General features: G+C 66.5%; 22 protein-coding genes. 9 read left to right on the top strand and 13 right to left on the bottom strand.

Annotated elements, in window-relative coordinates; translation table 11 throughout:
• The first annotated feature begins 76 nt into the window (after positions 1–76).
• The 3 genes from AC1PLA_RS21025 to AC1PLA_RS21015 all read left to right on the top strand — a co-directional run bounded on the left by AC1PLA_RS21025 (position 77) and on the right by AC1PLA_RS21015 (position 3,905).
• The gene (locus AC1PLA_RS21025; protein ID WP_016902101.1) at positions 77–469 is read left to right on the top strand and encodes a DUF2628 domain-containing protein; all 393 of its coding nucleotides are present in this window, start codon (positions 77–79) and stop codon (positions 467–469) included.
• 577 nt (positions 470–1,046) lie between these two features.
• A complete protein-coding gene (locus tag AC1PLA_RS21020; protein WP_481105294.1) occupies positions 1,047–1,307 on the top strand; it encodes a hypothetical protein in 261 nt (86 codons plus the stop codon).
• A 120-nt stretch (positions 1,308–1,427) separates the two neighbouring features.
• Positions 1,428–3,905 (top strand): GH92 family glycosyl hydrolase, encoded by a 2,478-nt coding sequence (locus tag AC1PLA_RS21015; RefSeq protein ID WP_481105293.1) that lies wholly within the window; start codon positions 1,428–1,430, stop codon positions 3,903–3,905.
• A gap of 454 nt (positions 3,906–4,359) precedes the next feature.
• On the opposite strand, the gene AC1PLA_RS21010 is transcribed toward AC1PLA_RS21015, so the two are convergent.
• Positions 4,360–5,775, bottom strand: coding sequence for an amino acid permease (locus AC1PLA_RS21010; RefSeq protein ID WP_016902104.1), 1,416 nt, complete (start codon positions 5,773–5,775; stop codon positions 4,360–4,362).
• 181 nt (positions 5,776–5,956) lie between these two features.
• On the bottom strand, positions 5,957–6,337 hold the full coding sequence (locus AC1PLA_RS21005) for a hypothetical protein (protein ID WP_016902107.1): 381 nt from the start codon (positions 6,335–6,337) through the stop codon (positions 5,957–5,959).
• A gap of 306 nt (positions 6,338–6,643) precedes the next feature.
• Here AC1PLA_RS21005 and AC1PLA_RS21000 point away from each other — a divergent pair, with 306 nt between their 5' ends.
• The 4 genes from AC1PLA_RS21000 (at position 6,644) to AC1PLA_RS20985 (ending at position 9,910) form a co-directional block, all read left to right on the top strand.
• Entirely contained in the window at positions 6,644–8,179 is a 1,536-nt protein-coding gene (locus AC1PLA_RS21000) for a DNA recombination protein RmuC (protein WP_179464962.1), read from the top strand.
• Between the two features lie 183 nt (positions 8,180–8,362).
• Positions 8,363–8,767, top strand: a complete 405-nt coding sequence (locus AC1PLA_RS20995) for a hypothetical protein (protein ID WP_481106245.1) — start codon at positions 8,363–8,365, stop codon at positions 8,765–8,767.
• A 153-nt stretch (positions 8,768–8,920) separates the two neighbouring features.
• The gene (locus AC1PLA_RS20990; protein WP_481105292.1) at positions 8,921–9,466 is read left to right on the top strand and encodes a glutathione peroxidase; all 546 of its coding nucleotides are present in this window, start codon (positions 8,921–8,923) and stop codon (positions 9,464–9,466) included.
• A 3-nt stretch (positions 9,467–9,469) separates the two neighbouring features.
• Positions 9,470–9,910, top strand: coding sequence for a hypothetical protein (locus AC1PLA_RS20985; protein ID WP_481105291.1), 441 nt, complete (start codon positions 9,470–9,472; stop codon positions 9,908–9,910).
• A 226-nt stretch (positions 9,911–10,136) separates the two neighbouring features.
• Here AC1PLA_RS20985 and AC1PLA_RS20980 read toward each other — a convergent pair whose 3' ends face one another.
• The 7 genes from AC1PLA_RS20980 to AC1PLA_RS20950 all read right to left on the bottom strand — a co-directional run bounded on the left by AC1PLA_RS20980 (position 10,137) and on the right by AC1PLA_RS20950 (position 14,644).
• Positions 10,137–10,361, bottom strand: coding sequence for a hypothetical protein (locus tag AC1PLA_RS20980; protein ID WP_481105290.1), 225 nt, complete (start codon positions 10,359–10,361; stop codon positions 10,137–10,139).
• A 174-nt stretch (positions 10,362–10,535) separates the two neighbouring features.
• Positions 10,536–11,585: an MlaA family lipoprotein gene (locus tag AC1PLA_RS20975; RefSeq protein ID WP_228600256.1), complete on the bottom strand. Its 1,050-nt coding sequence runs from the start codon at positions 11,583–11,585 to the stop codon at positions 10,536–10,538.
• Positions 11,586–11,595: 10 nt separating this feature from the next.
• Positions 11,596–11,895 carry an STAS domain-containing protein gene (locus tag AC1PLA_RS20970; protein ID WP_228600255.1) on the bottom strand — a complete coding sequence of 100 codons (300 nt, stop codon included), beginning with the start codon at positions 11,893–11,895 and terminating at the stop codon, positions 11,596–11,598.
• On the bottom strand, positions 11,885–12,547 hold the full coding sequence (locus tag AC1PLA_RS20965; protein WP_016902124.1) for an MlaC/ttg2D family ABC transporter substrate-binding protein: 663 nt from the start codon (positions 12,545–12,547) through the stop codon (positions 11,885–11,887). The genes AC1PLA_RS20970 and AC1PLA_RS20965 overlap by 11 nt, the downstream gene beginning before the upstream one ends.
• Entirely contained in the window at positions 12,544–13,089 is a 546-nt protein-coding gene (gene mlaD, locus AC1PLA_RS20960; RefSeq protein WP_016902127.1) for an outer membrane lipid asymmetry maintenance protein MlaD, read from the bottom strand. The genes AC1PLA_RS20965 and mlaD overlap by 4 nt, the downstream gene beginning before the upstream one ends.
• Before the next feature lie 11 nt (positions 13,090–13,100).
• Positions 13,101–13,850 (bottom strand): MlaE family lipid ABC transporter permease subunit, encoded by a 750-nt coding sequence (locus AC1PLA_RS20955; RefSeq protein ID WP_016902129.1) that lies wholly within the window; start codon positions 13,848–13,850, stop codon positions 13,101–13,103.
• Positions 13,850–14,644, bottom strand: coding sequence for an ABC transporter ATP-binding protein (locus AC1PLA_RS20950; RefSeq protein ID WP_481105289.1), 795 nt, complete (start codon positions 14,642–14,644; stop codon positions 13,850–13,852). The genes AC1PLA_RS20955 and AC1PLA_RS20950 overlap by 1 nt, the downstream gene beginning before the upstream one ends.
• Before the next feature lie 235 nt (positions 14,645–14,879).
• Here AC1PLA_RS20950 and AC1PLA_RS20945 point away from each other — a divergent pair, with 235 nt between their 5' ends.
• Positions 14,880–15,167, top strand: a complete 288-nt coding sequence (locus AC1PLA_RS20945) for a DUF6916 family protein (protein ID WP_024940543.1) — start codon at positions 14,880–14,882, stop codon at positions 15,165–15,167.
• On the opposite strand, the gene AC1PLA_RS20940 is transcribed toward AC1PLA_RS20945, so the two are convergent.
• The 4 genes from AC1PLA_RS20940 to AC1PLA_RS20925 all read right to left on the bottom strand — a co-directional run bounded on the left by AC1PLA_RS20940 (position 15,160) and on the right by AC1PLA_RS20925 (position 17,471).
• Positions 15,160–15,729, bottom strand: a complete 570-nt coding sequence (locus AC1PLA_RS20940; RefSeq protein ID WP_481105288.1) for a GNAT family N-acetyltransferase — start codon at positions 15,727–15,729, stop codon at positions 15,160–15,162. The genes AC1PLA_RS20945 and AC1PLA_RS20940 overlap by 8 nt on opposite strands.
• A gap of 4 nt (positions 15,730–15,733) precedes the next feature.
• Entirely contained in the window at positions 15,734–16,273 is a 540-nt protein-coding gene (locus tag AC1PLA_RS20935; RefSeq protein WP_024940541.1) for a phage tail protein, read from the bottom strand.
• A 59-nt stretch (positions 16,274–16,332) separates the two neighbouring features.
• Positions 16,333–16,860: a phage tail protein gene (locus AC1PLA_RS20930; protein ID WP_104595935.1), complete on the bottom strand. Its 528-nt coding sequence runs from the start codon at positions 16,858–16,860 to the stop codon at positions 16,333–16,335.
• A 65-nt stretch (positions 16,861–16,925) separates the two neighbouring features.
• Complete coding sequence (locus tag AC1PLA_RS20925; RefSeq protein WP_102585303.1) at positions 16,926–17,471, bottom strand: phage tail protein; 546 nt, start codon at positions 17,469–17,471, stop codon at positions 16,926–16,928.
• 600 nt (positions 17,472–18,071) lie between these two features.
• Between AC1PLA_RS20925 and AC1PLA_RS20920 the strand changes: the two genes are divergently transcribed.
• Positions 18,072–22,952, top strand: a complete 4,881-nt coding sequence (locus AC1PLA_RS20920; protein ID WP_481106244.1) for a putative Ig domain-containing protein — start codon at positions 18,072–18,074, stop codon at positions 22,950–22,952.
• Positions 22,953–23,241: the final 289 nt, after the last annotated feature.

The following is a 23,241-nucleotide window of genomic DNA, read 5'->3' as shown; positions in this document are numbered from 1 at the left end:
CGTCCGGCGCCCGCAGACGTGTCCGGTGAATACGCGATCGCCTATCATGTAACCGTTTTCAACTACATGGTTTGGAATGGACACCTTCGATCGCACCCAGCTCAGTCCCAAGTGGCAGTTCCGTTTCGACTTCTTCGACCGGCACGGTGGCCCCAAGGACCCCAGTTACAAGAACGCACTGAAGACCTTGAGCTTTGGTGAGAAGGTCAAGGTCGGCATGAACTTCTATGCCTTCTTCTTCGGCGTCATCTACTTCTTCATCATTGGCCTGTGGCGCAAGGCGTTGAGCCTGATCGGCATCAGCGTCGTGGTGAGCATCGTGGCCTCGTTCCTGCCGGCCGCGTTTCAGAATGTGCTGTGGCTGCCGCTGTCGTTGTTGACCGGCATGATCGCCAACTACGCCTATTACCTGGACAAGGTGAAGGGCAGCACCAGCTGGAACCCGTTCGAAGGCATGCGCTGGATCTGAGCAACTGCGTCACCGGCGCGTCGGCCCCTCCCGCCGCCACGCCAGCGTCGCCAAGCCCGGTCACTGACCGGGCTTTTTTTATGGGCCAACCAAATCCCCGGGATCCAGCCCCTCTCCCCCCGGGGGCGATAAGGCACAGCTTCCGCGCCACCGGCGCGCGTGCCTGGGAGCGCCCGCGCTGCCAGCGCGGGCCGGGGCGCGGAGCGGGGGTTGGGGGTGAGGATCCGTTCCCCGACGCGCAACACGCCCAGGCGCACGCCCCTCAACCAACCGCGCGCAACGCAGCCAAATCACCCCAAGCCAGCTCATCCGTCAGCACAACTGACACGCTTCAAAACTGCTGCACCCGGCCACGCGCAGCAGCCTGATTCAAAACGCCTAAAACACCGAAAAACTGCCAGAGCCCGCACACTTTGCTGCGCCGCGGTGTGCAGCCGTGGGTCGGGAATGCTTAATCTTTGCCAACCGATGACACAAAGCGGCACAGGATTTAGATCGATCCAAGTACGCCATTCCCCCGCAAGTGTTTGAAGACGAAGTCTTTCCGTCGTACCACCGCCCTCGACGAGACGCTTGAATGACCGATTACCGCCGTTGTCGCCCGCAGCAGCTGTCCCGTGCCGTGCTGCTCGTATTGCCGTCGCCCCTGTCCGCCCTGGCCCAGCAGGCCAGCGCCCCGCAACAACTCGATGCCGTCACCGTGACTGGTTCGCGCATCAAGCGCGTCCAGGCCGAAGGGCCGGCGCCGGTGCAGATCATCGGGTCCGAGGAGATCCGCAGCCGCCTGTTCAGCCCGGTCGGGCGCGAGATCGCGGCAGAATACGTGTTCGATTTCTGAGCCGCTGCCCACCTGTCGCAAGCCGCCGTCAGGCGGGTATCGACCGGTCGCCGCGTCTGGGGCGTCGGCACGCGTCATCCACCTGCGGCCTCGGCCGCTCTCTCCCCCGAGGTGTCCTGCATGCCCTTCGCCGTTGCATCCGATCGCTCTTCGTCGCATCTCCCATCAATGCCGCGGTGGCGCCGCGCCGCCGCCGGCCTGTGCCTGCTCGGCATGGCGGTGTGCGCGCCGCTGGCCGCGCAGGACCCGGCGCAGGTCAACACCTTCATCGGCAGCAAGGACGACGGCAACACCTTCCCCGGTGCCTCGGCGCCGTTCGGCCTGGTCCAGGTCAGCCCGATCGGCGCGCACTACGCCGGCTGGCGCTACGACGACCCCAGCATCCGCGGCTTCGGCCATTCGTTCCTGTCCGGGGCCGGCTGCTGGGAGCAGGGCGGGCAGGTCTCGGTGCTGCCGGTCACCGGCCGCATCGGCCCGGGCGGCGACTTCGACACCGGCGACGCCAAGGCCTTCGACCAGAAGCGCTACGCCGCCCGCTACACCCATGACGGCGAAGTCGGCCAGGCCGGCTACTACAAGGTGCGGCTGACCGACTACGGCGGCATCGACGCCGAAGCCACTGCGCTCACCCGCGCCGCCGCCGAGCGCTACAGCTTCGCCCCCGGCGCCGACACCGGGCATGTGCTGGTCAACCTGGGCCAGGCCAACGACCGCCACGTGGTGATCGGCAGCCAGCTGCAGGTGGTCGGCGACCGCGTGGTCGAAGGCAAACTGACCACGCAAAGTTTCTGCGGCGGCCACGAATACACCACCTGGTTCCGGCTGGAATTCGACCGCCCGTTCACCGCACACGGCGTCTGGGGCGAAGACGGCGGCGTGCCCGACGCGCGCCACGGCATGGGCGGCGAACTCAAGCCCAATGGTGCCTGGCTCAGTTTCCCGCTGGGCAACAACAAGAACGCGCGCGCAGTGACCGTGGTCAGCGCCATCTCGCACGTGGATGCCGAAGGTGCACGCAACAACCTGCGCGCCGACGGCATGCTCGGCGGCAAGCTGCTGGGCCTGGAGCAGATGCGCCAGCGCGCGCAACAGGCCTGGCGCAAGCAGCTGGACAGCCTGCAGCTGGATGGCGCCAGCAACGACGATCGCAGCGTGGCCTACACCGCGCTGTATCACGCCCTGCTGCAGCCGCTGACCGGCAGCGATGCCGATGGCCGCTATCGCGGCTTCGACGATGCGATCCACCGCGCCGATGGCTGGACCTACTACGAGTATTTCTCGCTGTGGGACACCTATCGCTCGCAGAACCAGCTGCTCGCCTTGCTGCAGCCGGCGCGCGCGCGCGACATCGGCCGCTCGCTGCTGGCGATCCATCAGCAAGGCGGCTGGCTGCCGCGCTGGGGCTATGCCAACTTCGATACCAACATCATGACCGGCGACCCGGTGACCCCGTTCCTGGTCGACCTGTGGCGCTTCGGCGCGCTGCAGGACAACCAGGCGCAGGCGTACGCAGCGCTGCGCCAGAACGCCTTCGAACAACCGCCAATCAACTCGCGCCACGCCGGCCGCTCCGGCAACGCCAGCTACCTGGCCAACGGCTTCGTGCAGTACGACCGTGCGTTCCCGTCCAAGGGCATGGACGTGGACCCGCACCACGGCGGCTCGGCCACGTTGGAATACGCGCTGGCCGACTGTGCGCTGGCACAGATGGCGCAGGCGCTCGGCCACCCCGACGACAGCGCGCTGCTGCGCAAACGCGGCGGCAACTGGCACAACGTCTGGGACGCCGGCGTGCGCGATGCCGACACCGGCTTCAGCGGCTTTCCACGGCCCCGGCTGGAAGACGGCAGCTGGTACGCCCCCTCGGACGATCGCTACAGCCCGCGTTCGCAGCACGGCTTCCACGAAGGCACCGCCTGGCAATACCAGTGGCTGGTGCAGCAGGACATCCCCGGCATGCTGCAGGCCATGCACGGCAGCGAGCAGGCCGGCCAACGCCTGGATGCCTTCTTCGCCTACGACGACCTGCTGAAGGACCCGCTCAATGCCGCGCGCACGCACTGGGTGGTCGGCCCGTACAGCTACTACAACCAGTACCGCTACAACCCCAACAACGAACCGGACCTGCACGCACCGTGGATGTACACGTTGATCGGCCAGCCGTGGAAGACCGCCACCGTGGTGCGCGCCGCCCAGCAGCTGTTCACCAATGCGCCCAACGGCGTCACCGGCAACGACGACCTCGGCACTATGTCGGCCTGGTACCTGTTCAGCGCGCTGGGCCTGTATCCGGCGGTGCCGGGCAGCGGGCAGTTCCTGCTGCATGCCCCGCGCTTCAAGCGGGCCACGCTGGACCTGGGCAACGGCAAGCGCCTGCGCATCGACGCCCCCGGCGCCGACGGCCGCGCGCTGCAGTACGTGGACAGCGTGCGTTTCAACGGCACACCGCAGCGGCAGGTGTTCCTGGACTGGACCCAGCTGCAGCAGGGCGGAACGCTGTCGTTCGCGCTGACCAGGCAGCCCCCGACCCAGGGCTGGGGCACGCAGGCGGATGCACTCCCAACCTCGTTCTGCGCCACCCCTGCAGCCGCGCCTTGAGCCAACGCTTCTCCCCGGGTTGTGGGGAGTGCGAGGGAAAGCCCTGATGTTGCCGGAGCATGTGCTCAAGCCCCTCTCCTGCGGGGCGATAAGGCACAGCTTGCGCGCTACTGGCGCGCGTGCCTGGGAGCGCCCGCGCCTCATGCGTGGGCCGGGGCGCGGAGCGGGGGGGCGAGGGTAGGGAGCGAAGCCCCCGACCAAGTTGGATAACACCACGCGTCGCCCGTACCCTCATCCGGCCTTTCGGGCCACCTTCTCCGATGGGAGAAGGGAGTGGTCAGCGTGCATCCGCAAGCAGTCGTGCAGCACGGGACTGCTACCGCCAAGACTTTCCCATCGACGATTCAACCTTGAAGGCGCGTGGCGACGCGTTCGTCATCGCTGGCTATTGGTGGATATCCGGGGTGCCCCTCATCCGGCCCTTCGGGCCACCTTCTCCCGATGGGAGAGGGAACTACGCGACCTTCGCCAAGCGGCTATTCCGCCGTCCATAGGCCACATACACCACCACGCCCAGCACGTTCCAGACCAGGAACCAGCCCTGTGTGGTGCTCGGCAGGCTCCAGAACAGGTACAGGCAGCCCAGGATCGCCACCGGTCCCACCACCCACGCCAGCGGCGTGCGGAAGGAGCGCGCACGCGTCGGCTCGCGCACGCGCAGCACCAGCAGGCACGCCGCCACTGCAGTGAACGCGGCCAGGGTCCCGGCATTGGCCAATGCGGCGATTTCATCCAGGCGTGCCACACCGGCCAACGCGGCCACCAGCACCGCCGTGAACAGGGTGATCGCCACCGGCGTGCCGGTGCGCGCGTTGACCTTGGACAGGCCGCGCGGCAACAGGCCATCGCGCGACATCACGAAGAAGATGCGGCTCTGCCCGTACAGAAACGCCAGCAGCACCGTCGGCAGCGCGATGATCGCCACCGCACCGATCACCAACGCCGCCTTGCCGTGGCCAAGTTCGCGCATGATCAGCGCCAATGGTTCCGGGCTCTTGCCGAACACGGTGAAGCTCATCGCGCCCACCGCCGACAACGCCACCAGCACATAGATCAGCGTGCAGCCGATCATCGAACCGACGATGCCGATCGACAGATCGCGGCCCGGGTTCTTGGTCTCTTCGGCCGCGGTGGAGATCGCATCGAAGCCATAGAACGCGAAGAAGATGATCGCCGCAGCCGCCATCACCCCGCGCTCCACGCCATCCGGGCCAGCGGTCTTGGGGAAGCCATACGGCATGAACGGCTGCAGGTTGGCACTGTCGAAGGCCGGCAACGCGATCGCCACAAACACGCCCAGCGCCACGATCTTCAGCACCACCAGCACCGCATTGAGCGTGGCGCTTTCCTTGGTGCCGGCCATCAGCATGCCGGCCACCAGGAAGGTGATTACCACCGCCGGCAGGTTGACGATGCCGCCGGCGTGCGGCCCGGCCACCAGGGCATGCGGCAGGTTGACCCCCAGCCACTGCAGGAAGCCCACGAAGTAGCCCGACCAGCCCACCGCCACCGTGCTCACCACCAGCGAGTACTCCAGCACCAGGCTCCAGCCCACCACCCAGGCGATGCTCTCGCCGAGCGCGGTGTAGCTGTAGGTATAGGCGCTGCCGGCAGCCGGCATCATCGTGGCCATCTCCGCATACGCCAGCGCCGCGCAGGCGCACACGATGCCGGCGGCCACGAACGACAGCAGCACCGCCGGGCCAGCCTTGTCCGCGCCCACCCCGATCAACGTATAGATGCCGGTGCCGACGATCGCGCCGATACCCAGCGCGATCAGATGCGGCCAACTCAGGCTGCGGACCAGTTGCCGACCGGCCTCGTGCACGGTGACCTGATCGATGGATTTGCGCCTGAGCCAAGACGACATGCGGACCTCGCGGGAATCAAAGAATCCCCGAGTGTCGCCCAACGCGCCGCAGCAAAGCTATCGGTCCAAGGTCATGCGTCGGCGCAAGCATGGCAGCGCCGACACGCCCACCGCGTTATTTGAGCGCGCGGCGCACCTCGCCGTTCCCTGGCCAAACGCGACCGCCCCGCACAATCCCCGCTCACTCAACCGACGGGCGATGCGGTGGACGCACATTGCGATACACCAACTGCACCGCCCACGCGCCCACCAGACCCACCGCGCCGGCGGCAAAGTGGGTCCAGTCGAGCAGGCGTGGCGCCGCCCCGTTGGCATCATGTCCCCAGAAGTTGAACCACAGCAGCACCAGTGCGGTGACCCCGATCCCGATCCAGAACCACAGCCGCGTGCCGCCGATCGCATAGAACCCGAACGGCAAGGCCGCGCCGATCAAGAAGTGCACCGGGAAGAAATACGCCGTACCGTACGGCCGCATCAGGTACCACACGATTGCCGCAAAGCTGCCGAGAAATGCGAACAGGCCCAGCGCGAACAGACGGGTTTGGTTGGTGGCAGTGGTCATCAGCTGGCCTGGCAGGAACGAAGCCCCACCCTAGCCATGCGCAGGTCACGTTGAGGTCAATGCGCTGCAATCTGCCTGCAACTCCATCACCGCGGCGCTGTCTGGTCCGCTTCGCGCGGCGACTGCGGCATCTGCGCGAAGTGGCACCGACGTGCTGCGTTGGCGCGGTGCGCGCGCCCCCCAATTGCGCCCTGCAGCCGCCGCCGGCCGGCAAGCCGCTGACGCAGCCCCTGCGACCGGCCCGGCTACACTGCGCACATGTCATCCGAATCCCTGATCCTTCTCGGACTGCTCGTCGCAGTCCTGGTGTTGCAGCTGATCGCGTTGCTGCGACGTCCTTCCACCAGCGGCCTGGAGCTGGCGCTGCGCGCCGAGCAGCGCGATGGCCGCGGCGAATTGCGCGAACAACTCGAAGGCCTGGCGCGGCAGCAGGACGGCCGCCTGGAAACCTTCGCGCGCAATCTCACCGAACTGTCCACGCGCACCGACCAGCGCCTGGACCTGTTGCGCGATGCGCTCGGCGAAGATGCCCGCAAGGCCCGCGAAGAAAGTGCCCTGGCGCAACAACGCACCGGCGAACTGCTGACGCTGCGGCTGACCGAATTGCGCACCCAGCTCGACGGTTTCGGCCAGCAACAGGAAACCCGCATCCAGGTGTTCGGCCAGCAACTGACCGAGCTGATCGCACGCACCGATACCCACATGGCCGCCCTGCGCGATGCGCTGGCCGAAGATTCCCGCAAGGGTCGGCAAGAGGCCGGCGAGTCGCAGCAGCGCTTCACCGAGGCCTTGGGCCAACGTCTGACCGAACTCACCCAGCGCAACGAACTGCGCATCGGCGAAATGCGCGCCACGCTGGAACAACAGCTGGCCAACCTGCAGAACGACAACGCCAGCAAGCTCGAACTGATGCGCGCCACCGTCGACGAAAAACTGCAGACCACGCTCAACACGCGCCTGGATGCCTCCTTCAAGCTCGTCTCCGAACGCCTGGAGCAGGTGCAGCGCGGCCTGGGCGAAATGCAGCAGCTGGCCACCGGCGTGGGCGACCTCAAGCGCGTGCTGACCAACGTCAAGGACCGCGGCGGCTGGGGCGAGGTGCAGCTGGAGAACATCCTCGAGCAGACGCTGACGATGGAGCAGTACGCGCGCAGCGTGCGGGTCAAGCCCGACAGCGCCGAAGCGGTGGATTTTGCGATCCGCCTGCCGGGGCGTGGCGACGACACCGTGGTGTGGCTGCCGGTCGATGCCAAGTTCCCGCGCGAGGACTACGAACGCCTGATCGATGCGCAGGAAAAGGGCGACCTGGACGCGATCAAGAATTCGACCGCGCAGCTGGAGCGCGCCATCCGCATCCAGGCCAAGTCGATCAGCGACAAGTACGTCTGCCCGCCGCAGACCACCGACTTCGCGGTGATGTTCCTGCCTACCGAGGGCCTGTACGCCGAAGTGATCCGCCGCGCCGGCCTGGTCGACCTGCTGCAGCGCGAACATCGCGTGGTGCTGGCCGGCCCGACCACGTTCACCGCACTGCTCAACAGCCTGCAGATGGGCTTCCGCACGCTGGCGATCGAAAAGCGCTCCAGCGAGGTCTGGCAGGTGCTGGGCGCGGTGAAGAGCGAGTTTGGCAAGTTCGCCGGCATTCTCGAAAAGGCCGAGCGGCAGATCAGCACGGTCGGCAAGAGCCTGGGCGAGGCCAGCCGCAAGACCCGCACCATCGAACGCCGCCTGCGCGGCGTGGAAACCCTGGCCAGCGAACAGTCTCAGGCGCTGCTGGACGATGCCGGCAGCGACGACACCGGAAGCAGCAGCGAAGACGACGGCAACGACGAGCAGGAGTAAACCGGCCGCAGACGGCGATGCCACACGCCATGACGTAGGAGCGCACCTGGGCGCGACCAACCGTTACCGATAACGCTTCATCGCGGCCAGGGCCGCTCCTACAAACGCAGGTCTTTGGCGTGTCCTCTTGCGCCGATAGCCAGCACGCCACGCAGACATCGCCGCCGCGATGCTTGCACCCACCTGGTTCAAGACGAGAGTTTCAACATGGCAACCCGATGGATCCACGCAGTGCTCTGCGCGCTGCTGCTGACCGCATGCAGCAATACCCCGGCGGCCAGGTCGGGCGCTGCGGCGGACGCCCCGCAGCCTCCGCGCGCCGTTTCCGCTGACGCTGCCGAATGCACGGCAAAGGGCGGGCAGCTGCGTCCGGTCGGCCGCATGCAGACGGTGCGTTGCGTGGTGCCGTATACCGACGCCGGCAAGACCTGCAGTGACAACTCCGACTGCAGCGGCGATTGCCTGGCCACCAGCATCGTGCCGACCGGCACCGCGACATCCGGCACCTGCCAACGCGACAGCGACCGCTTCGGTTGCCACCAGGAGGTGGTTGGCGGCATGGGCCAGGCCGCGTTGTGCATCGATTGATGGCTGCGAACAGGGTCAAGCGCGCGCACAGGCCGATCAGTCGATCGGGCTGTGCGCGTCGCTGCAGATAACTGCAAGCGCCGTGAGCCAGCGGCATCGCTCGCTCCACCCTGGCGGTTTATGCTCTCGGCTCCACCTGTCCAGGACGCACCGATGAGCCAGACGCTGTACGACATCCCCGTGGCCCGCATCGACGGTGAGCCCGCCACGCTGGCCGACTATCGCGGCAAGGTGTTGCTGGTGGTCAACGTCGCCTCCAAGTGCGGGCTGACCCCGCAGTACGAAGGCCTGCAGGCGCTGTATCGCGACAAGCAGGCACAGGGGCTGGAGGTGCTGGGCTTTCCGGCCAACGACTTCAACGGACAGGAGCCCGGCAGCGAGGCGGAGATTGCGCAGTTCTGCCAGCTCACCTACGACGTGAGCTTTCCGATGTTTTCCAAGATCGCCGTCACCGGCGCCGAAACCCATCCGCTGTATCAGGCATTGACCAACGCCCGCCCGCAGGCCACCGGCGATGGCCCGATGCGCGAAAAACTGGCCGGCTACGGCATCACCCCCAACCCGGCACCGGGCGTGTTGTGGAACTTCGAGAAATTCCTGATCGGCCGCGACGGCCAGGTCATCGACCGCTTCGCCCCCGACGTGCCGGCAGACGACGCGCGCCTGCGTGCAGCGGTGGATGCGGCGCTGGCGGTGTAGTGCGTGGCGGAGTCCACGCCAACGTTACGCGCGCTGCTGCATTCGCTGACACCTGACGAATTACGCTTCATTGCCGAGCGCGATTATGGTCAGGACGTAGAGCTGCATTCACTGGCGCTTGCATCTGTGATTGCGCGCGGTGGCCGGTTCGAGCCAGGTGAGGATTGGTATCCGTACGAAGTTGTCGAGTTGAGCGCCCACACCCTTGTGCCGGGCCACGCCCGTGAGTTTGCGATGTGCACGCTACTGGTGATCGCTGCGGTGGCGGAAGGCTTTGATCTGTCTACCGCACTTCTGGACAAGTTCCAGGAACGTGCTGACGACTATGCGAAGCTGCCGACGAATCTTCAGCAGGCAATTCTGGCAGCGTATGTCGCGGCTGGAAGTACAACTACCGACTTGATCCAGGCACGCAGCGTCGACCGTTTCTTGCTTGGAGGGTAAGCAGGCAACGTATCGGTAGCATCGTCATCGCGGTCATATTTGGCATCGCAACAGGTCAGACCAATGTATGTTTCGTCCCCAGTTCGCCGACGTTTGGGCAATCTCTGGCCGACGCCATCAGTGTCTTCATCTTTCGATTGGACCAAGCGCAGTACAGGCGCCAAGACTTTGGGCTCGTTGCCCACACGGACTGGGTTGAGGGCAAGATCGCGCTTGTACAAAGCCTTTATGGCGATCCGAGATGGCTCGTCAACATCCAATTTTCAGGCGCATGGTGCGGTGCGGTCAGGTTGGTCGTCGGTGTCACTACCTGATCGCAACCCGTGCGACGGGTGACATCATCGAGCTGGTGGCTGAAGACGCCTCGCCTTTCGAGATCGAGGACTTCTATAACCCGGAAAAAAACCGCGTCGCTGCGATCGCTGTTTATATTGCCGGTGATCCGCGCCATCTACGGGGTGGAGGCCTTGCCAGCGGAGTTCCCTCCGCGCGAGATTGCGGCCCGGACGGTGCTCCAGCTACCCCTGCCGCCACCGTCAGCCAGAAGGCCGTAAAAGACCAGCGCACAAAAAAGCCCGGGATCACTCCCGGGCTTTTTATTCATCCAAACCGCAAGCTCAACCAATCAACGGATCCACTGCGGGATCGGCATCGCATCCACCGGCACGGTGCTGTCCTTGTCTTCGCGCAGGTAGTCGGGCAGCTCGTTGTCCTTCTCGCGATGGCTGCGCAGATCGCGCACGATCTGGTAGTTGCGGCGCTGCATCCACGCATCGCGGGTCAGCGCGTATTCGTCCGGTGCCTGGTCGCGCAGTGAATCCAGCGACATCAGCTGCGAGCGCGTATCCACCAGCTGCAGACCCTGCAGGGCGAAGCGTGCACCGCTGTCGTCGACCTGGCGCAACGGCGACAGCGGAATGTCGCCGCCCAGGCCGAAGGTATCGCGCACGGTGCGCGGGCCAAACAACGGCAGCTCGAAGTAGCGCGAATTGCGCCAGCCCCATACACCCAGGGTCTGACCGAAGTCTTCGCTGCGGCGCGGGATGCCGGCCGCGGAGGCCGGGTCGAACAGACCGGCCACGCCCAGCGTGGAATTCATCACGAAGCGGCCCAGCGACTGCACCGCATACACCGGGTGGCCCTGCAGCAGCTGATTGACCATGGTCAGCGGCGTGCCGAGATTGTCGAAGAAGTTGGTCACGCCCAGGCGGGCCGGACGCGGCACCACCTTGGTATAGCCCGTGGCCAGCGGACGCGCCACGCCGCGGTCCACCGCCAGGTTGAAGCGGTGCATGCCGCGGTTGTAGCGCTCCCACGGATCGTAGGACGGCGCGTCACCGGGCTGTGCCGGTGCACCGTTGGCGCCGGCCTGCGGAGTGGTGGGGCCGTAGAGCGCCGCGAAGTCGTCCTCGGCCGAGGTAGGGGCACCGGCCGTGCCGGCATCGGCGCTGGTCTGGTCGGCAGGCGCCGCCGCGGTGGCCGGCAGGGCGTCAGGGGCGGCAAAGCCGGCGGCGGCCGGCTGCGCGGTCACACCGGCATCGTCGCGTGCCGGCGCGGGCGTCGCATCCGGGGCGCGCGCGGCAGCGGCCGCAGGCGGTGCGGGCTTCGGAGCATGGCTGGCACAGGCGCCAAGCAGCAGGCAGGCCAACAGGGAAAGGGGGCGAAGCTGGGTCATGGGGTGGCGCTCAGGCCTGGAAATCGAAAGTAGGGGACAAACGGTAGGCGGCACGCAATTCGTCCAGACCGGACGCTTCACCCACCACCGTGACAGGACCGGCACCGCTGCTGCGCACACGCGCAGCCAGTTCGGCCAGCATCGCCACGCCGGCACTGTCCAGGCGTTGTACACCCGACAGGTCCAGCGTGCGAATGCCGTCCAGCTGCGCGATCGCCTGCGGCCAGGCCGCAGTGACCGCGTCGCGGTCGAGCACGCCGGTGAGTATCAGCGTGTCGCCATTGCGTTGCACGGAGCTGTTACTTGCCATTGGCCGGTGCCGGACCGACCTGCAGATTGCCGCTACGCAGCTCTGCGGCCACCTTGGCAATACCCTTCTCGCGCAGCGGGCCGTCGAACTGGGTCTTGAAGGTCTGCACGTAGGAGATGCCTTCGATCATCACGTCGAAGATCTTCCACTGGCCACCGACGTTACGCATCATGTAATCGACCGGGGTCGGGTCGTTGCCGGCGCGCATCAGGTCGGTGGAGACCTTGACGCCGCGGTTGCCCGGCAGCGCGCTTTCGGACTTGGCACGGAAGGTCGGCTTGCCTTCGAAGTTCAGCAACGCGGTGCCGTAACGCTGCATCAGGTTGTCGGCCAGTGCATCGGCGAACAGCTTGACGTCCGCATCGGAGGCGCCACGGCCGTTGACGCCCAATACCAGACGGGCCGAGTAGTCGCGGTCGAAGGCCTTGTTCAATTCGCCATTGATGTACTGGCGCAGCGCGGCCGGGTTGCTGCGGAACTCGGCGCGGCGCTGATCCAGCGTGCTCAGGATGCGGGTGCTGCTGTCGATGACGGTCTTGGTCGCCGCGCCCTGCGCAGGCGCGCTGGCGGCAGCCGGCTGCGCCAGCACGGTGGCCGGTGCGCACACCAGCAGGGTCGAGGCCAGGATGGCGGAAAGCAGGGTGGTCTTCATTGATGTGGTTCCGTAGAGGGAGAAGCGGTCTGGGCAGGCGCCGGGGCCTGGCCATCGGTGGCGGCCGGGGCATTGCTGCCACCACCACCACCACTGAACATGTACTTGCCGACCAGCTGCAGCAGATCCACCGCCGGCTGGGTGAAGCCGATTTCTTCGCCCGGCTTGAGCGTCTCCGGGTCGCCGCCCGGCTGCAGCCCGATATAGCTCTCTCCCAGCAAACCGCTGGTGAAGATGCCGGCCGAGGTGTCGGCGGGCAGATCCTTGTATTTGTTGTCCAGCGACAGGGTGACCACCGAGTCGAACTTGGTCGGGTCCAGGCTGATGTCGGATACCTTGCCGATGGTCACGCCGCCGATCTTCACCGGCGCCTGCGCGCGCAGCTGGCCGATCTGGCTGAAGCGCGCGGTCAGCGTGTACTGGCTGGAGCCGAAGCCCCAGCGCTGGTTGGTCGAGGCCACCGCCAGCACCAGCAGCGAGGCCAGGGTCAGCAGCAGAAAGGCGCCGACGGCGAATTCGAGTCGTGGTCCACGCATGGCCATAGTTATTCCACTCACCTAAACAACATTGCAGAAAGGACGAAGTTGAACATCAGCACCAGCAGCGAGGCGTTCACCACCGCACGGGTGGTGGCGATCGAGGTGCCTTCGATGGTCGGCTCGGCGTGGAAGCCCACATAGGCGGCGACCAATGCGGCCGTGCCGCCGAAGATCGCCGACTTGAGCATCGCCACGCCGAAGTCGTCCCAGAAGTCCACGCTGTTGCTCAACCCCGACCAGAATGTGCCGTTGTCGATGCCCAACACGTGTACGGCCTCGAAGTAGCCGCCGGTGATGGCCAGCGAGCAGAACACGCCGGTGAGCAACGGCACCGTCAGCACCGCCGCCCAGAAGCGCGGTGCCACCGCCTTGGCGACCGGATCGATGGCCATCAGCTCCAGCGCCTTGATCTGGTCGGTGGCGCGCATCAGGCCAAGTTCGGCCGCGATCGAACTGCCGGCCCGGCCAATGAACAACAGCGCAGTCAGCACCGGTGCCAGCTCGCGGTACAGCGACAGCCCCAGCAAGGTGGACAGCGCATCCGACGCACCATAGGTGGTCAGCGTGCGGTAGCCCTGCAGGGTCAGCACCAGGCCGACGAAGGCGCCGCCGACGGCGATGATCGGCAGCGAGCGCGCGCCGACCTTGTAGATCTCGCGCACCAGTTCGGCGATGAAGTCGCGCGTGGGCACCGAGCCGCGCAGCACGGTCAGCGAGAACAGCCCGGCACGGCCGAAGGCGCGGATCGAGTCGACCATGGCCATCAGGCAGCACTCCGGTCGCGCCGCGGCGCCGCATCGAAGGCGATCGGGCCATCCGGCTGGCCATGCAGGAACTGCTGCACCAGCGGGTCGGTGCTGTCCTGCAATTGCTCGGGCGTGCCGGCGAACACGATGCCGCCATTGGCGATGACCACCGCCTGGTCGCTGATCGGCAGCGTTTCGTGCACGTGGTGACTGACGATGATGCTGGTCAGGCCAAGGCTGTCGTTGAGGCGCTGGATCAGGCTCATGATCACGCCCGAGGCGATCGGGTCCAGCCCGGTCAGCGGTTCGTCGTAGATCATCAGCGGCGGGTCCAGTGCCAGCGCCCGCGCCAGCGCCACACGCCGCGCCATGCCGCCGGACAACTCGCGCGGCCAGGCATCGGCGGCGGCCAGCAGGCCCACCGCATGCAGCTTCATCTGCACCAGGCGCTGCAGCACCGGCGCCGGCAGGCGGGTATGCGTGCGCAGCGGCAGCGCGACGTTGTCGGCCACGCTCAGGTCGGTCAGCAGGCCATTGCCCTGCAGCAGCACGCCGACATTGCGACGCATCTCCAGCAGTGCACGGTTGCCATGCGGGATCGCGTTGCCGAACAGGGTGACCGTGCCGGCGACCGGACGCAGTTCGCCGGTCAGCGCGGCCAGCAAGGTGGACTTGCCGCTACCGGAAGGACCGAGCACGGCCGTGATGCTGCCGCGCGGCACATCGAGCGAGACGTCGCGCAGGATCGTGCGACCGCCGCGATCGATGCGGACACCGGACAACTGCACGACAGGGGATGCGGACACCGTCATCGAAGCCTTTAACAGAATTCCAACGCGATAGAGTAGCCGTCATCCGGCTGAACATAACCGAACCGGCGCGTGCAGTATTGTCGCATGACGCCTGTACCGCAGCAGACGCGTTACGGCTGACGCGTGTGCAACAAGCCGTCTCATGCATGACGCAATGCAATCTTCGAACGCGCAGGTGTTGTGGCAGGTATGCCCTACGTGGATGATCGGATTCCCAGCCGACCATGAGCACAAAATGGACTTACTGACCCTGGAGCACTTTGCAGGCAGCGTCAACGACACGTTCTCTGCCGCATTGAACGAAGGCGAGGTTCCATTCGTGCTGGTCGAGGCGCGCGCGCTGCCCACCACGCACGCAGTCCATCGCGCGCCATTCTCGCTGCTGTTCCGCAACAGCTCGGCATTCCTGTTTCCGCAGCAGACCTATCGGTTACGTCACACGCGGCTGGGCGAGATCGGCATCTTCCTGGTGCCGGTGGCACGCGAGCGCGACGGGTTTCTGTATCAGGCGATCTTTAACTGAGCTGCGTGACCGCGTCTGCTTCGGCGCCGCGCCAATGCATTGCCAGATGCGTATCGCCGGAATCGCCGGCGACAAACCCCAGACGCGCATAGAGACGTTGGGCGGCTGGATTGGCATGCAGAACGTGCAGCGATACCTCGCATCCCGCTGCACATGCGCCTGTTTGCGCCTGCACAATCAACGCAGTGCCGATGCCTTTACCGCGCCATGCCGGCATCAGGCTGATATCGATCACTGCGTGTTGCGACGGTGCGCGCTGCAGATACAGCCGGCCGATGCGTTTGTGCTGCCACTGCACGACCATGAAGTCCGCATCGGGAAAATGGCGCAGATAATGCGCGCGCTGCAGGGCGAACTGCTGATCCAGAAACGCGCGCTTGGTTGCGTCCGGCCACGGCACCTGCGCCAGCTCTTCGCTGCGCGTGCTCGCGTAGAGATCCTGCAGCCAGGGTAGATCGGCATCCTGCTCGGCCCGCAATGCGATGGCATGCGCATCCGGTACAGCGGCCTGGCCTGCGCCCAATGATGCTGTCATCACCTTGCTGGAAAGCAGGCGTGCCATGACGTCAACCGAAGTCTGGGTAGTCGCCGTACAACGCAATGCAGAAGTTCACTGCCAGATAGGGCTGCTGGTTCTCGTGCGCTACGCCATTGCCGGTGGGCAGCAGCGCGGTCGGCGAGAACTGCGTATCAGGCTGCGTCACCGTCACGAATGGACGTGCGGTGCTGCTGCTCATCGTCGACAGTGCCGCACCATTGGCGGGTGTGCCGGTCTTTTTGGTCGAGTCCGCTTGTGAAAATGCGTTGATGCCGTGTTGGTGCGGCGGAATCTGATTGCTCAGCAGGCTCACCCCGGCAGTGCCGAACGTGTCACCACGCTGCCGGTTGCTCAGTCCGCCGCCCTGGCCTTGCTGGCAGCCGGCGCGCGCGCAGAAGTTGGGCAACTGGAACGTACTGGAGCCGTTGCCGCCGTAGGCGACACCCAGCAGCGAGTACAGCGCAGTGTTCTGAACGATCGGCAATGTGGCGCCATTGCACAGCGCCCAGCCGACGGGATTGAAATCGAAGCCAAACAGCTGGATTTCGCCGGTATAAGGTTCGGTCATGAACGCATTCCTCCGATGGAACGGGTGGGCGTCGCGATGAGTGCGGTGCGCCGAATCGATCAGCTCTGCTGTGGAAAAATGCCGGCGGTGGAGATGCAGTACTGCACCGTCAAGGTCGGCATAGTGTTGTCGTGCGCCTGGCCGCCGCCGGTGATCGTCGTCGATTGCGTCGCCATCGGCGCTGCCGTGGCACCGGTCGTATCGGTCGCGTAGAACACGTCGCCGGTCACTGTGCCGGGCAGCAATCCCGCAGGCGCGGTCGCGGTGGCGGCAGTGGGTGTGGCGACCAGCGTGTGCGTGTGCGCCGGCATCTGCAGGCTGTTGAGCGTCACCGTTTCGGTGCCAGAGGTCTGGGCAATGACGTAGTTGCTCAGACCAGGGCCCTGGCCCTGGTGCAGCGGTACGCGCCCGCGCAGGTCCGGTACCGCAAAGGTGTTCTGCCCGTCGCCGCCATAGAGCGTGCCTATCAGCACGAACAGGGTCTCGTACTCGGAGATCGACAGCAGGCTGCCGTCGCAGGCCTGCCAGCCCTGCGGGGTGCGGCCGAAGCCGAACATGCGGATCTCGCCGATGAATGGAGTGGCCATGGTGTCCTTCCTGGTCTGTGATGCCGCGCCGTCATCGGCACGCAGCGTGTAGAAGTGCCGGCGAACTAGCTACGCGAGGGAAAGATGCCGGACAGTGCAATGCAGAAATTGATCGTGGTGTAAGGCTGCATGTTTGGATGCGGTTGGCTGCCGCCGGCAGGGCCTACCGACTTCGGGTCCAAGGACACCAGCGTCCCCGGTGCCGCATAGAGCGCAGTGGCCGGACCCGTGGTGCTGGCATTGTTGCCGAAGTTGCGGCCAGAAGGACTGCGGTTATTGCCCGTAGTGCTGGTGGATTCCAGCAGGTGGGTATGTGCGGGCAAATTGCTTGGCAGCAGCGTCACGTTCTCGCTGCCAGCCATCTGGCCCAGTGGCGGCACCGGCGGTTGCCAGCTCGGATCCGTTGACGGTGCGAAGCCGATGGGCGTGCGCCCGCGCATGTCCGGCAAGCCAAAGGTAGTGCGGCCGTCGCCACCGAAACGCGTACCAAGCAAGCTGAAGAGTGCCTGGTTTTGATTGACTGGCAGCAGTTGGCCATTGCACTGCGCAAAATACTTGGGCGCAAACACAAAGCCGGTCATCATGATCTGACCCAAGAAGAACTCACTCATGCGGACTTCCTTCCCGTAAGTGCAACGCCGACTGCGTGTCGGAATAATTTGCACAGATACATGTCATGTTTGAATAGAGCAAGTCTCAACTATTCAGAATTGGAATGAAGTATTAAGTTTTTGTTCTTTATTCGTTAGTCAGTTCCTGTTCAAATACCCTCGCAATGTCGAAGGGAGCAATCCCACTAGGGCGACGTTGTCTTCAGGCACGAGGATCGTTGCCGGCGCCGGGGATGGCGCGCTCCAGGGGTGTGGACAGTGAATAAGCAACGTAGGTTTCCAGCGGACGCCACCGGCGGCCGCGCACGTTTGGCCGTGATGTTTGTCCTGTTCGCGATGATGCTCTTGGCACCAGGCTGGGCGATGGCGCAAGCCTCGACCTACTGCCCGACGCTGAACGCCACCGTGGTGCAGGGCGGTTCGGTACAGATCGACGTGACGACCTGCGATGGCACGGGAGCAGACGATATCGGCATCGGCTGGAACGGCGTGCAACCCCCGCACGGCACGCTCGTGGTGCCCAATCCGAGTGGTGCGCAGGGCACGCAGATCGTCACCTACACACACAACGGTGACAGCGCCACCAGCGATACGTTCCCGCTGGAAGATGGCCGGGGCGACACCATCACCGTCAACATCACCATCACTCCTAACCAGCCGACGCTGTCGATCAACAACGTGTCGGTGAACGAGGGCAATGCCGGCACCACAAATGCCACCTTCACCGTCTCGCTCAGCCAGCCGGCGGGCACCGGCGGCGTCAGCTTCGATATCGCCACCGCCGACGGCACCGCCACTGCCGGCGTGGACTACGTTGCCTCCAGCCTGACCGGGCAGACCATCCCCGCCGGCAGCAGCAGCGCCACCTTCACCGTGCTGGTCAACGGCGACACGCTCAGCGAGCCGAACGAGACCTTCTTCGTCAACGTCAGCAACGTCACCGGGGCGAGCGTGGGCGATGGCCAGGGCCAGGGCACCATCGTCAACGACGATGCGCTGCCCGCACTGTCGATTGACGACGTCAGCGTCAATGAAGGCAACAGCGGCACCACCACGGCCACCTTCACGGTGAGCCTGAGTGCGGCCAGCGGCCAGACCGTGTCGGTCAATTACATCACCGCCGATGGCACCGCCACCGCCGGCAGCGACTACGCCGCCCGCTCCGGCACGCTGACCTTCGCGCCGGGCGTTACCGCGCAGGGCGTGGCGATCACCGTCAATGGCGACACCGCGGTCGAACCCAACGAGACCTTCAGCGTCGGCCTGTCCGGCGCCAGTAACGCGAGCATCGCCCGCGCCACCGGTACCGGCACCATCGTCAACGACGATGTGGTGGTGGTGGTCGGGCCGGCATCGCTGCCGGCGGCGACCGCGGGCAGCGCCTATAGCCAGACCCTGAGCGCCAGCGGCGGCACCGCGCCGTACACCTTCGCCATCACGGCCGGTGCGTTGCCGGCCGGGTTGAGCCTGAGCGCTGGCGGCGTGCTGTCCGGCACGCCCACCGCCAGCGGCGGCTTCAACTTCACCGCGACCGCCACCGACAGCGGCGGCAGCCCCACCAGCGGCGCCCGTGCTTACACGCTGACCGTGGCCGTGGCCACGACCACCTTCCCGGCGACCAGCCTGCCGGCCGGCACCGCAGGCCAGGCCTATTCGAGTGCGCTCAATCCGGCGACCGGTGGCGTTGCGCCGTACACCTACGCCGTCACCGCCGGTGCCTTGCCGGCGGGCATCACGCTCAACGGCAGCAGCGGCGCCCTGACCGGCACCCCCGGCAGCGTGGGCACCTTCAGCTTCAGCGTGACCGCCACCGACAGCACCACAGGCACGCCGTCGCAGGCCACACGTGGCTACAATTTGACCATCGCCGCGCCGCCGATCGTGGTCGCGCCGTCCACGCTGCCGGCTGCCACCCGCGGCACCGCCTACAGCCAGACCCTGAGCGCCAGCGGCGGTACCGCGCCGTATACCTACGCGCTCGCCAGCGGCACGTTGCCGGCAGGTATCACGCTGGCCAGCAACGGCACGCTGTCGGGTACCGCCACGGTGGAAGGCAGCTTCAACTTCACCGTGACCGCGACCGATGCGGGCAGCTTCACCGGCAACCAGGCCTACACCCTGACCGTGGCTGGCCCGAATCTGGTCTTGCCGGCGAGCACCCTGCCGGCAGGCACGGCCGGGCAGGCGTACTCCGCGGCGATCACGCCGGCCACCGGCGGCACTGCGCCTTACACCTATGCATTGACCGGCGGTGTTCTGCCGGCGGGTGTGGTGGTGGACGCGGCCACCGGTGCGCTCAGCGGCACGCCGACCGTGGCAGGCACGTTCAACTTCACCCTGACCGTATCCGACAGCACGCCCAGCCCGGCGGCGCAGGCCAGCCGCAGCTATACGCTGACCATCGCGGCACCTGTGGTCGTGATCGCGCCCACCACGCTGCCGGCTGCCACCCGCGGCACCGCCTACAGCCAGACCCTGAGCGCCAGCGGCGGTACTGCGCCGTATACCTACGCGCTCGCCAGCGGCACGTTGCCGGCAGGTATCACGCTGGCCAGCAACGGCACGCTGTCGGGTACCGCCACGGTGGAAGGCAGCTTCAACTTCACCGTGACCGCGACCGATGCGGGCAGCTTCACCGGCAACCAGGCCTACACCCTGACCGTGGCTGGCCCGAATCTGGTCTTGCCGGCCAGCACCTTGCCGGCAGGTACGGCCGGGCAGGCGTACTCCGCGGCGATCACGCCGGCCACCGGCGGCACGGCGCCTTACACCTATGCATTGACCGGCGGTGTCCTACCGGCGGGTGTGGTGGTGGACGCGGCCACCGGCGCGCTCAGCGGCACGCCGACCGTGGCGGGCACGTTCAACTTCACCCTGACCGCGTCCGACAGCACGCCCAGCCCGGCGGCGCAGGCCAGCCGCAACTACGCGCTGACCATCGCGGCACCCGTGGTCGTGATCGCGCCCACCACGCTGCCGGCCGCCACCCGCGGTACCGCCTACAGCCAGACGTTGAGCGCCAGCGGCGGCACCGCGCCGTATACCTACGCGCTCGCCAGTGGCACGTTGCCGGCAGGTATCACGCTGGCCAGCAACGGCACGTTGTCGGGCACCGCCACGGTGGAAGGCAGCTTCAACGTCACCGTGACCGCGACCGATGCGAACACCTTCACCGCCACGCAGACCTATGCACTGACCGTGGCCGGCCCGAACCTGGCGTTGCCGGCCAGCACTTTGCCGGCAGGCACGGCCGGGCAGGCGTACTCTGCGGCGATCACGCCGGCCACCGGCGGCACTGCGCCTTACCGCTATGCACTGACTGCGGGCGCATTGCCCAATGGCGTGGTTGTCGATGCAGCGACCGGCGCGCTCAGTGGCACGCCGACCTTGTCCGGCACCTTCAACTTCACCCTGACCGCGACCGACAGCACGCCCAGCCCGGCGGCGCAGGCCAGCCAGAACTACTCGGTCACCATCGCGGCGGCAACGCTGGTGCTGGCGCAACCGACCCTGCCACCGGCGGTGCGCGGCAGCGCGTATAACCAGGTGCTCACGGCCAGCGGCGGCGTTGCGCCCTATCGCTACAGCATTGCCAGCGGCACGTTGCCGGCCGGCCTGACGCTGGCCAGCGACGGCACGCTGTCGGGCACGCCGACGACGCAGGGCACCTCGTCCTTCACCATCGCGGTGGCCGATGCCGGCAATGCCAGCGCCACCCAGGCCTACAGCTTCACGGTGAGCGATGCGGCGCCGGTGGCGGTGGCGGATGTGGCGGCCACCATGTCCGATGCTGCGGTGACGGTGGCGGTGACCGCCAACGACACCGGCAACATCACCGCGATCGCCATTGCCGCTGCGCCGACCAACGGCACCGCCGTGGTCAACGGGCTGGAGCTGGTCTACACGCCGGCCGCCGGTTTCGTCGGCACCGATGTGGTGAGCTACACGGTCACCGGTAGCGGCGGCACCTCGGCGGCGGCCACCGTGACCATTGCGGTCAATGCGCGCCCGGTTGCGGTGTCGGTGACTGCGGCGGCAGTGCCGGGCGAGGCGCAGCAGGTCGACCTGACCCGCAATGCCACCGGCGGGCCGTTCGTGGCGGCGGCCGTGGTCGCGGTGCTGCCGGCCTCGGCCGGTACCGCCACCATCACCCAGGTTGGTGGTCTCGCCACCGCGGCGGCGGCACGTGCTTCGGGCCCGTCGCCGGCGGCGGCTGCAATGGCCGAGACGCCGACCTTCATGCTGACCTTCACCCCGAACCCGGCCTTCGTCGGCCAGGCCACGGTGCAGTTCACCTTGTCCAACGCGTTCGCCACCTCGGTGCCGGCCAACGTGGTGTTTACCATCGCGCCGCGCCGCGACCCCAGCGTGGATGCGGAAGTGCGTGGCCTGATCGATGCGCAGTCCGAGTCCACGCGGCGTTTTGCGCGGGCGCAGATCGACAACTTCCAGCGCCGTCTGGAAGCCACCCATCGCGGCGGCAGCACCTTCAGCAACGCGGTGAGCTTCCAGCCGACCTCGCATTGCCGCCAGGCCGACCGCGGCATCAGTGCGCAGCCGTGCAGCCCGGACACGCAGGAGGCCGACAACGACTTCCGCGATGCGCCGGCAGTGGCCAGCAGCGGCACCAGCACCGCGCAGGGGCAGGGCGATCTGGGGCTGTGGGTGGGCGGTGCGATCCGCTCGGGCAGCCTGGACAAGCAGTCCAACAGCAACGGCGTGGACTTCCAGACCGACGGCCTGAGCGTGGGCGCCGATTACCGGGTGGCGCAGTCGCTGGCGATCGGTGCGGGCCTGGGTTGGGGCCGCGACGACAGCGATGTGGGCAGGAACGGCAGCCACTCCAAGGCCACCGCCTACACCATGGCGTTGTATGCCAGCTTCCATCCGGGCAAGGCGTTCTTCTTCGACACCCTGGTCGGCTACCAGCTGCTGTCCTACGACCTGCGCCGCTATGTCACCGACGACGCCTCGATGGCCGAAGGCAACCGCGACGGCAAGCAGTGGATCGCCTCGCTGTCCACCGGTGCGGACCTGCAACGCGGCGAGCTGCAGATCACCCCGTATGCGCGTGTGGATGTGGCACGCGCCACGCTGGATGGCTATGTCGAAGATGGCGTGGCGCCGTTCGCGCTGCGCTATGAAGACATGGACGTGGCCACCACCACCGGCAACCTGGGCCTGCGCCTGGAATGGCGCCGCGAAGTGGCCTGGGGCCGGCTGACCCCGCAGTTGCGCGTGGAATATCAGCGCGACTTCCAGGGCCGCGGCGATGCCACGCTGAGCTATGCCGATCTGAACGGTGGGCCGTTCTACCGCGCGGGCCAGAGCGCGTTCGATCGCAACCGCCTGATGGTGGGCATCGGCGCGGCGTTGCTGACCGAGCAGGGCCTGTCGACGCGGCTGGAATACCGCGGCATCACCGATGGCGACAGCAACAACGATCAGACCTGGATGATCAACCTGGAAAAGAAATACTGATCGTCTCCAGCGTCATGCTCCAAGCCAACGCGATGGGCCGGGCGAAGACCCCGGCCCATCGCTTTTTGTGATGCCGCCGCAGGGGTATTGCATGGCGGCGCCGGCGCTTGGGGGCGCGTTGGTCGACGGTGGCTTGCGGGGGATACCGCCAAGCGCTGCGGCCGCACGGCATGCATCAAAGGCGATCCGCAATCCGCTCGCGCCTGCTGCGTTCGGGTGCACTAGCTCCGCAGCGTGTCGGCGGTCGATCGCCAAGATCGGCCCCACGTCTGCTCATTCCAGTACGGCC

The organism is Xanthomonas sp. NCPPB 1826 (assembly GCF_056725285.1).
The sequence above is the reverse complement of the archived record's forward strand: the minus strand, read 5'-3'. Positions and strand labels throughout refer to the sequence as shown.